The 9,119-nt window shown below is 65.6% G+C and carries 10 protein-coding genes; 7 read left to right on the top strand and 3 right to left on the bottom strand.

Annotated elements, in window-relative coordinates; all coding sequences use genetic code 11:
* Window positions 1-191 precede the first annotated feature (191 nt).
* Together A3840_RS12445 and hemW are read left to right on the top strand one after the other, a co-directional pair.
* Window positions 192-839 (top strand): non-canonical purine NTP pyrophosphatase, encoded by a 648-nt coding sequence (locus tag A3840_RS12445; RefSeq protein WP_067457128.1) that lies wholly within the window; start codon window positions 192-194, stop codon window positions 837-839.
* Window positions 840-1,005: 166 nt separating this feature from the next.
* Entirely contained in the window at window positions 1,006-2,160 is a 1,155-nt protein-coding gene (gene hemW / locus A3840_RS12440; RefSeq protein WP_067457125.1) for a radical SAM family heme chaperone HemW, read from the top strand.
* Between the two features lie 59 nt (window positions 2,161-2,219).
* Here hemW and A3840_RS12435 read toward each other — a convergent pair whose 3' ends face one another.
* A complete protein-coding gene (locus tag A3840_RS12435; RefSeq protein ID WP_131798314.1) occupies window positions 2,220-3,476 on the bottom strand; it encodes a penicillin-binding protein activator in 1,257 nt (418 codons plus the stop codon).
* 82 nt (window positions 3,477-3,558) lie between these two features.
* Between A3840_RS12435 and rsmI the strand changes: the two genes are divergently transcribed.
* From rsmI to A3840_RS20160, 5 genes are all read left to right on the top strand, one after another.
* Window positions 3,559-4,446, top strand: coding sequence for a 16S rRNA (cytidine(1402)-2'-O)-methyltransferase (gene rsmI / locus A3840_RS12430; RefSeq protein WP_067457118.1), 888 nt, complete (start codon window positions 3,559-3,561; stop codon window positions 4,444-4,446).
* On the top strand, window positions 4,436-4,801 hold the full coding sequence (locus A3840_RS12425; protein ID WP_165603176.1) for a YraN family protein: 366 nt from the start codon (window positions 4,436-4,438) through the stop codon (window positions 4,799-4,801). The genes rsmI and A3840_RS12425 overlap by 11 nt, the downstream gene beginning before the upstream one ends.
* Window positions 4,802-4,809: 8 nt before the next feature.
* Complete coding sequence (gene gshB, locus A3840_RS12420; protein WP_067457112.1) at window positions 4,810-5,754, top strand: glutathione synthase; 945 nt, start codon at window positions 4,810-4,812, stop codon at window positions 5,752-5,754.
* A gap of 60 nt (window positions 5,755-5,814) precedes the next feature.
* Window positions 5,815-6,444 carry a MarC family protein gene (locus A3840_RS12415; protein ID WP_067457110.1) on the top strand — a complete coding sequence of 210 codons (630 nt, stop codon included), beginning with the start codon at window positions 5,815-5,817 and terminating at the stop codon, window positions 6,442-6,444.
* 106 nt (window positions 6,445-6,550) lie between these two features.
* A complete protein-coding gene (locus tag A3840_RS20160) occupies window positions 6,551-6,673 on the top strand; it encodes a hypothetical protein (RefSeq protein WP_281180579.1) in 123 nt (40 codons plus the stop codon).
* Here the strand turns inward: A3840_RS20160 and A3840_RS12410 are convergent.
* Together A3840_RS12410 and A3840_RS12405 are read right to left on the bottom strand one after the other, a co-directional pair.
* On the bottom strand, window positions 6,667-7,842 hold the full coding sequence (locus A3840_RS12410; protein WP_067457108.1) for an SGNH/GDSL hydrolase family protein: 1,176 nt from the start codon (window positions 7,840-7,842) through the stop codon (window positions 6,667-6,669). The genes A3840_RS20160 and A3840_RS12410 overlap by 7 nt on opposite strands.
* Window positions 7,843-7,910: 68 nt before the next feature.
* Complete coding sequence (locus A3840_RS12405) at window positions 7,911-9,107, bottom strand: lytic murein transglycosylase (protein ID WP_067457105.1); 1,197 nt, start codon at window positions 9,105-9,107, stop codon at window positions 7,911-7,913.
* Window positions 9,108-9,119 lie beyond the last annotated feature (12 nt).

Below are 9,119 nucleotides of genomic sequence, written 5' to 3'. Positions count from 1 at the left end.
GCCCCCTCACCCGCCGGCTTCGCCGTCGACCTCTCCCCCCGGGGAGAGGTAAGGGGTGCACGGCCGGCGCGGCAGCGCCACCTCTCCCTTTGGGGGAGAGGTCGGCCCGCAGGGCCGGGTGAGGGGGTCTTTTCCGAGCGAAATTGCCCCATCTGGAACGATATCCAACGCGCCCTCGACGGAGGCAGCAAATGAACGCCATCCCCCGCCTCCGCCCCGGCACCCGTCTCTGCATCGCCACCCATAATGCCGGCAAGCTCACCGAATTCCGCGAGCTTTTCGCCCCCTTCGGGCTCGATCTGGTCTCGGCCGGCGAGCTGGGCCTGCCCGAGCCGGAGGAAAACGGCACCACTTTCGCCGAAAATGCCCGCACCAAGGCCCATGCCGCCGCCAGGGGCGCGAATATGCTGGCCCTATCCGACGATAGCGGCCTCTGCGTCGATGCGCTCGATGGCGAGCCCGGCGTCTACACCGCCGACTGGGCCGGCGTGCCGCGCGATTTCAACCGCGCCATGAAGCGGGTGGAAGATGCCCTGCAGGCCGCCGGCGCCAATTCGCCGGCCCGGCGCCGCGCCTCCTTCAATGCCACGCTGTGCCTGGCCCATCCCGATGGCCGAGACGTGCTCTATGTCGGCAGGTGTGATGGCACCCTGGTCTGGCCGCCGCGCGGCGAGCAGGGCCATGGCTACGATCCCATGTTCATGCCCGATGGCTACGACATCACCTTCGGCGAAATGGCGGCCGAAACCAAGCATTCCTGGTCCCCGGGCGAAAACGGCCTCTCCCATCGCGCCCGCGCCTTCGCGCAATTCGTCGAAAACCAGATTGAACACGGATGAGTTCAGTGGGGACGTACGATCGCATCTCAGCCCCGATCGTCACCCTCGGGCTTGACCCGAGGGCCCTTCGCTTTGTCCAAATGCCACAGGAACAGACCCCTCGGGTCAGGCCCGAGGGTGACGATTGGTGGGTGGGGGAACGGCCCCGCCGTCAAAGGTGTCTCCCATGACCAATCCCAACGACCTCTTCGGCATCTATGTCCATTGGCCCTTCTGCGCGGCCAAGTGCCCCTATTGCGATTTCAATTCCCACGTCCATCGCGGCCCCTTCGACGAGGATGCCTTTGTCGAGGGCTATAGGCGCGAAATCGCCCATATGGCCGCGCTCTCGCCGGGCCGGTTGGTGCAGTCGATCTTTTTCGGCGGCGGCACGCCTTCGCTGATGTCGCCCAGGGCCGTCGGCGCCATTCTCGATGCCATTGCCGAGGAATGGCAGGTCGACCGCAATGCCGAGATCACGCTGGAAGCCAATCCCACCTCGGTCGAGGTCGAGCGCTTCAAGGGTTTTCGCGCTGCCGGCATCAATCGCGTCTCGCTGGGTGTCCAGTCCCTCCGTCCCGGCCCGCTGGCCGAACTGGGCCGCCGTCATAGCGTGGACGAAGCCGTCGCCGCCGTGCGCATCGCCCAATCGGTCTTCGAGCGCTCCAGCTTCGATCTCATCTATGCCCGGCCCAGGCAGACGCTGGAGGATTGGGAGGACGAGCTCAAGGAAGCGCTCTGGCTGGCCCGCGGCCATATCAGCCTCTACCAGCTCACCATCGAGCAGGGCACGCGCTATTTCGACCTGCACCAGGCCGGCAAATTGCCGATGCCCGATGAAGACCTGGCCGCTGACTTCTACGAGCTGACCCAGGAATTGACTGCCTCGGCCGGCATGCCGGCCTATGAGATTTCCAATCATGCCGTGCCCGGCCAGGAAAGCCGCCACAACATGCTCTATTGGCGCTATGGCGAATATGCCGGCATCGGCCCGGGCGCCCATGGCCGCCTCATGGTCAATCACCAGCGCCACGCCACCGCCACCGAGCGCATGCCCTTCGACTGGCTCCGCCGCGTCACCGAAAACGGCCATGGCATGGTCACCGACGACGTGCTGACCTGGGAAGAACAGGGCGACGAATATCTGGTCATGGGCCTGCGCCTCAAGGAAGGCATTTCCCCCGCCCGCTTCATGTCCATTTCCGGCCGCGGCATCTCCCAGCGGCAGATCGACACGCTCAAGGGCTATGGCTTCCTCGAAACCCTGCCCAACGGCAATATCCGCGTCACCGACAAGGGCTTTCCGGTGCTCGACGCCGTGGTGGCGGACCTGGCGGCGTAAAAGGCCGACATCTTGACTTGGGTGCCTCGCATGCTTGCGCGGCTGCTCGGGGATATGTCCTAGATCTTCGCCCCATCCAGCGTCGTCACATTGCCCCCCGCCCCGATCTGCCGGATCACCAGCGCATAATCGCTGCGGCCATTGGCGTGGAAACGGAAGAGCCCGTCCCGTCCAGCAAAGCCGGAAGGATTGGTGAGCAGCGCCTGGCTATAGGGCGGATTGGCCAGCGACAGCGTATTCACATTGGCCAGGATGGTGGCCGTATAGGCAATGGTGGCCATTTGCGGCGGCGCTGAGCCGAACTGCCGCTGGTAATCGGCGCGGATGGCGTTGAGGCCGGTTTCGTCCACCGCCGGGAAGATCGCGCCCACCAGGGCCGGATTGGCCATGAGGCCCGGATCATTGGCCCAATCGGCCGAGCCGACCACCTGCACCAGGTCCCGGTCTATTCCCGCCTGGGCCATGAGGCCCGCGAAAATTGCCGCGCTCGCCCGGTCGGGCAGGAACAGCGCGTCGATCATGCCGGTCTCGGTCATCGGCTTGGCCTGGTTGATGATGCCCTGCGCCTCCCCGGGATCGGAGAACGTATAGACGGCGCTGGGTGAAAAGCCGGCCGCGATCGCCTGTTGCCGGAAGGCCGTGGCCAGAGCCTCGCCATAGGGCGTCGCCGGGAAAATGCCCGCCGGCCCGCGCCGGCCCTGCTCGCGGATATAGGTGATGGCCCGCTTCATCTCGGTCTCGGGCAGCACGTTGAGCACATACACGCCCGGCCCCGCGACGCTGCCATTATTGGCAAAGCCGATCAGCGGCACATTGGCTGCCCGCGTCACATTGGCCGCTGCGGTGATCTGCTCGGCCGTCACCGGCCCGAGCACCAGCCGCGCCCCTTCGCGCATGGCCGCATTAGCCGCATTGATCGCCCCGGCCGCATTGGTGCCGGTATCGCGCAGGGTGATGTGGATATTCTCCCCGATATTGGGGCTGGCCTCGATGAAGGCGATGGCGAGTTTGCTGGCATTGGCCAGGGCCGTGCCCAATTGCGCCAGCGCCGGTTCCCCCGACAGCGGCAGCAGCAGGGCCACCGGCACCGAGCCGCGCCCGAAGCGCTGCGCATTGCCGGATGGCGCGGGCGTCATCGGCGTGCCGATCGTGCCGGTGCCCGATTGCGGACCGGCGCCGGCATCATCGCCCCAGGGCAGGGTGAGGCTGCGCGAGCCGAGCTGAAACGTGCCGCCCGAACAGCCCGCCAATGCGGCGGCCAGCCCGATCATTGCCGAGCGGCGGCTCCAGTTTGGCGCTTTCGCGTCATTGGCCACGGAATGCGATCCTCAAGGTGCACAGTCTGTTAACAAAGTCCCCTCATTTCGTTAATCAAGGATTGAAAAGCAGGAATTGGCGATGACTACCGAAAGCAAAGACTATTTCGTCGCCGGAAACCGCCTGTCTGCGCCGCCTCTGGCCCCCGGCCTCTATGTCGTGGCCACGCCCATCGGCAATCTGCGCGACATCACCATTCGGGCGCTGGAAACCCTCGCTGCCGCCGATCTCATCCTCTGCGAAGATACCCGCACCTCGTCCAGACTGCTGGATCATTACGGCATCACGGCAAAAAAGCAGGCTTTTCATGAACATAACGAGCGCGGGAAAGCCGATGACATCGCCGCCCGCATCGGTGCCGGCGCCGCCATCGCCTTGATTTCCGATGCCGGAACGCCGCTGCTTTCTGATCCCGGCTTCCCGCTGATCCGCACCCTGGCCGAACAGAACCTGCCCATTTTCCCCATTCCCGGCGCCTCCGCCCTGCTCGCGGCCCTGGTTATTGCCGGCCTGCCCACCGACGCCTTCGCCTTTCACGGCTTCCTGCCCCCCAAGGCCGGCGCCCGTCTCAACACCTTGAAAAAACACGTCGATTCACGTGAAACACTGGTCTTCTATGAATCGCCGCGCCGGCTGGCCGACACTCTCGCGGCCATGGCGGAGGCGTTCGGCGACCGCCAGGCCATGGTGGCGCTGGAGCTGACCAAGCGCTTCGAGCGCAGCCATCGCGGCACCCTTGCCGCGCTCGCCGCCGAATTTGCCGATGCCGAAACCAAGGGCGAAGCGGTCATCGTCGTGGCCGGCGCCGCCGAACCCTCCGCGCCCGCTGCCGCGGATTGGCAGGCCGCCCTGGCCGAAGCCATGGAAAATCAGCCACTTCGCGCCGCCGTGGACGCGGTGGCCACCCGCTTCGGCCTCAAGCGCAAGGAGGTCTACGATGCCGCGCTCGCGCTCAAGCATGCCGGCTGAACGCCGCCTTGCCGCCCATCGCCATGGCCATCGCGGCGAAGCCCTGGCCGCGCTTTTCCTGCAGTTGAAGCTTTACCGGCTGCGCGAAAGGCGGTTCAAAACCCCGGTCGGCGAGATCGACCTGGTGGCCGAAAAATCCGGCACGATCGTCTTCGTCGAGGTCAAGACCCGTGGCCGCAATGCCGACATGGCCATGGCCCTGGGCGCGGTGAACCGGGCTCGCATCACCCGTGCCGCGCAATATTGGCTGACCCGCCACCCGGCCGAAAGCGGCAAGGATATCCGCTTCGACGTGATTTTCCTTGCACAAGCACGCTGGCCGCGCCATCTCATCAACGCCTTTCCCGCTGTCTGAGTGATCCCATGAGCCTCAAAGTCGCCGTCCAGATGGACCATGTCGCCTCTATCAATCCCATGGGCGATTCGACCTTCGCCATGATGCTCGAGGCGCAGGCGCGCGGGCACCAATTGCTGCACTACACTCCCGATACCCTGTCGCTGAACGGCAATGTGGTCTCGGCCCTGGCCCAGCCCGTTACCGTCACCGATGCCGAAAAGGGCCAGCATTTCCGCCTGGGCGAGGCCGCCCGCATCGATCTGTCGACCCAGGATGTGGTGCTGATGCGCCAGGATCCGCCCTTCGACATGAACTACATCACGCTCACGCACCTGCTGGAGCGCATCCATCCCAGGACGCTGGTGGTCAATCCGCCGGCGGCGGTGCGCAACGCGCCGGAAAAAATCCTCGTCACCGAATTTCCCGAGCTGATGCCGCCCACCCTGGTGACGCGCGACCGGGCCGAAATCCACGCCTTCCGCAAGGCGCATGGCAACATCATCGTCAAGCCGCTCTACGGCAATGGCGGCGCCGGGGTCTTCTTCATCCAGGAAGGCGACCATAACCTCGCCAGCCTGCTGGAACTGTTCGAGACCAATTACCGCGAGCCCTTCATGGTGCAGCGCTATCTGCCGGACGTGCGCCAGGGCGACAAGCGCATCATCATCATCGATGGCGAGCCGATCATGGGCCTCAACCGCATCCCTGCCGAGGGCGAAGCGCGGTCCAACATGCATGTCGGCGGCCGCCCCGAATTGTCCCCGCTCACCGAGCGCGAGAAGGAGATTTGCGCGGCGATCGGACCGGCGCTCAAGGAGCGCGACATGATTTTCGTCGGCATCGACGTCATCGGCGGCTATCTCACCGAAATCAACGTCACCTCCCCCACCGGCATCCGGGAAATCAAGCGTTTCGGCGGGCCGGACATCGCGGTGCTGATCTGGGACGCCATCGAAAAACGCCGGACCTGAGCCGGGCTTGGCGCGCGGCGCCAAATGCCATAGTGCTTCTTTGAGGCCTGGGGGTTGAAGATGAACACATTCCTTGTCGCATTCGCCACCTTGTTCGCGACAGTGGGCGTGGCCGATATCGCCTTCATCTTCGCGGCCCTGACCAAGGACAATACGCCGGCCCAGCGGCGCACCTTCGCCACGCGCGGCGTGCTGGTCGCACTCGCCATCCTGCTGTTCTTCGCCGTGCTCGGCAATGCGATCCTGGATGTCTTCGGCATCACCATTCCAGCCCTGCGCACCGCCGGCGGCATCCTGCTGCTGCTGATTGCCATCGACATGGTCTTTGCCCGCCATTCCGGCGGCACGGGCACCACAGACGAGGAAGAGATCGAGGCGCGCCAGAGCCACGACATCTCGGTCTTCCCGCTGGCCATGCCGCTCATGGCCGGGCCGGGCGCCATCAGTGCCGTCATCCTGCTCACCACCGGCGCGCAGTCGGATCTCGAATTCTGGCTGGTCCTGGCCGCGATCGTCGTCATCCTCGCCCTGGCCTGGCTGACGCTCCTGATCGCCATTCCCATCCAGCGCCTCCTGGGTCTCACCGGGCTTTCGGTCGTGTCCCGCGTGGTCGGCATCCTCCTGGCGGCGCTTGCCGTACAATTCGTCTTCGATGGCATCAAGGCCAGCGGCCTGCTCGGCGGCGGATGATCGAATTTTCGTAAAAATGGCGGCGTTAAGGAAGTCTTAAGCCTGTCATTGACCCCTGCCCCGCCCTGGCGCACATCCAGTGCAGTCGTGCTGGGAGGAATAGGCGATGCGCCTGGCTGCCATTCTGCTTCTGCTGATTTTCGCGCTGCTGTCGGCCAGCGCCACCGGCCCCAGCATTGCCCGTTCGGAAATGCTGCATCCAATTGCCGCGCCGCTGGCGGCTCACTGATCCGGCTCTGGGTCCGCTTCGCTCTGCGGGTCGATTCCGACGCCGAAGGCATCGACGCGGCCCTGCGGCGCCTGCACCAATTGCTCCAGCGAGAATCCAGGTCCCGAGGCCGGCGCACCGGTCGCCAGAAGCAAATCATCGGCCCGCTGTGGCGCGCGGCTGAGCGGCATGACGGCACCCGCCACTTCCAGCAAGCGGATCTGGCCCAGGCCCTGATAAGGCGGCCGCAGCATGGCGGCGGCATCGGTGCCGGCCAGCGGGTCGGCTACGGCCAGGCTCACCCCGCCGCCGCGATAGAAGGTGCGGATGGCCTGGCTGATATAGAAAGCCAGCTTGTCCGAGCCGGCGCTGGAAAAGTGTATCCCGTCATCCTTGCGCATCAGCGCGTTCTGTCCGTTGACGTCCGGTCCATAGGCCGAATAGCGTCCGTCTTCGCCCACGAAACGGTCGTAGATGTCCAGAAATTCCGCGCCGCCGGAAAAGGCGGCCAGCCGGTGCAGCGCGCTGATCTGGGCAATGGCGGCGGAATATTCGGACCGGGACATGGGCGGCAGGCCGAGCCAGACCACGGGTTTCCGCGCCGCGCGCAATTGCCCGAGAAAGCTGTTGAGGCGGGCCTGATAGGCCGCCACCCAGCCCTCGCTCAGCGCCGGATAGGTCTGTCCGTTCGCTCGCAATTCCTGGCGGTCATTGATGCCGATAACGACGACGGCAAGATCGAAGCTGTCGGCGGCGATCTGCTCGGCCAGCGCTCCGTTCCAATCGAAATAATCGTCCCGCACGAAGCCGGACGAACTGACGCCCTGCCCGATGACGCGCAGATTGGGGTCTTCGGCGTAGAACCGCTCCAGGGCGCGAGTCAGGTCGATGGCCAGGGAATCGCCGAAGACGGCGAGCCGGGTGGCGTCGGGGTTCTTGTCCACGCTCGGTGCCGGCGGCGGCAGGGCGGCGCTGGGCGCCGAGGCCGGCGCCGACCGGCGCGGCTGGGTCTGTACCGGGGCGGGCGGCGCCGGTTCCTCGCCGAACAGGAGATCGAACAGGGTCCGGCGCCGCGGCTGCTCCTGCTGGGCCACGAGCATGCGGTCGCCGGCCTGCGCCTGGGCAAGGGCGGGGCCGGCTTCGGCGAAGGCCACGAGGCCGATCAGCAGGAAAAGGATGAGCCGCTTCATCGATCCGTCCAGAATTGTGCCATCTCTAGCATCCCGCCCGGCCCGCGGTCACGCCGCTCCCGCGCGTGTTACTGCCCGGCATGGGCCAATGCCTCATAGGCGGAAAGGGTGACGAAGCCGTCGGCGACTTCGCCCCTTGCCGCCTGGAAGCGCGCATAGGCCTCTTGGGTGATCGGGCCGATCCGCCCGTCCACGGCGCCATCGTAAAGGCCCAGCCGTTTCAGCGCCTCTTGGATAGCCCGACGCTGCGTGAGATTGGGAAAGGCGGTATTGCGCGGCCAGGGCGTCACGAAGGGACCGCCGCCTTTGAGGCGATCGGTGAGATGGGCCACGGCCAGGGCGTAGGAATCGGAGAAATTATAGCCCTTGAGCACCAGGTAATTGCCGGTCATCAGGAATTTCGGGCCGGTGCTGCCGGCCGGCACGTAAAGGAAAACCGGAATTGTCGGATCGGCGAAGGGGCGCCCGGAGACCCGTGTAATGCCACGTTCGGCGAAGAAGCTGATGGGCCGCAATTGCTCGCGCGTGGCCAGCAGGTAATCGAACTGGGCGGGCACCTCGACCTCGAAACCCCAATCGACCCCGGGCTGATAGCCCAGATTGCGCAGGAAAACCGCGCTCGTGGCCAGCGCGTCGGCCAGCGAATTGTGCAGGTTCACGCGGCCATCGCCATCGCCGTCCGTGCCATGGGCCAGGACATTGGATGGATTGACCTGCAGGTGCCCGATGGCGCCGGCCCAGGACCCCATGGGTTGCACCCCGCCATTGGCGGCGCTGAGCTTGAGCGCGGCGATGAGATCGGCCTTGTCCTCGCGGAAACGGCTGCGCTGCTGCCAGACCAGGGTGGCTAAGGGCCGCACGATCGGCGCGATCATCCGCTCATTGCCCAGCACCCCGCCATAATCGGTTTCCATGCCCCAGATGGCGCCGAGCAGATAAGGATCGACCCCATGACGCTGGCCTATCGCGGCAAAGAGATCGGCATTGCGCCCCAACGCGGCTCGGCCCCGCTCGATGCGATAGGCCGTGACCCGCGCATCGAGATAATCCCAGACCGGCGTGGTGAATTCGGGCTGGGTTTCCACCAGATCGGGCACGCGGGGATCGGGCGTGAGACCGGCCATGAGATTGTCATAAGTCGCGGCCGCGACGCCATTGGCCAGGGCCTCGCTACGGAACTGCACCAGGAAATCGGCGAAGCTGCCCGCGGGCTGCGCCAGGGCGGCTCCGGAGAGTATCAGCCAGATCAGTGCCGCCAGGCGCATCGTCCTGCTCCG

The organism is Devosia elaeis (assembly GCF_001650025.1).
Lineage (GTDB): Bacteria > Pseudomonadota > Alphaproteobacteria > Rhizobiales > Devosiaceae > Devosia > Devosia elaeis.
This window is presented reverse-complemented; position numbering and strand designations above follow the sequence as displayed.

Bases quoted from the DNA above. Each gene is read 5' to 3' on its own strand.
- A3840_RS12405 (WP_067457105.1), bottom strand. From the start codon at position 9,107: ATGCGCCTGGCGGCACTGATCTGGCTGATACTCTCCGGAGCCGCCCTG.
- hemW (WP_067457125.1), top strand. From the start codon at position 1,006: ATGACCAATCCCAACGACCTCTTCGGCATCTATGTCCATTGGCCCTTC.
- gshB (WP_067457112.1), top strand. From the start codon at position 4,810: ATGAGCCTCAAAGTCGCCGTCCAGATGGACCATGTCGCCTCTATCAAT.
- A3840_RS12415 (WP_067457110.1), top strand. From the start codon at position 5,815: ATGAACACATTCCTTGTCGCATTCGCCACCTTGTTCGCGACAGTGGGC.
- A3840_RS20160 (WP_281180579.1), top strand. From the start codon at position 6,551: ATGCGCCTGGCTGCCATTCTGCTTCTGCTGATTTTCGCGCTGCTGTCG.
- rsmI (WP_067457118.1), top strand. From the start codon at position 3,559: ATGACTACCGAAAGCAAAGACTATTTCGTCGCCGGAAACCGCCTGTCT.
- A3840_RS12410 (WP_067457108.1), bottom strand. From the start codon at position 7,842: ATGAAGCGGCTCATCCTTTTCCTGCTGATCGGCCTCGTGGCCTTCGCC.
- A3840_RS12425 (WP_165603176.1), top strand. From the start codon at position 4,436: ATGCCGGCTGAACGCCGCCTTGCCGCCCATCGCCATGGCCATCGCGGC.
- A3840_RS12445 (WP_067457128.1), top strand. From the start codon at position 192: ATGAACGCCATCCCCCGCCTCCGCCCCGGCACCCGTCTCTGCATCGCC.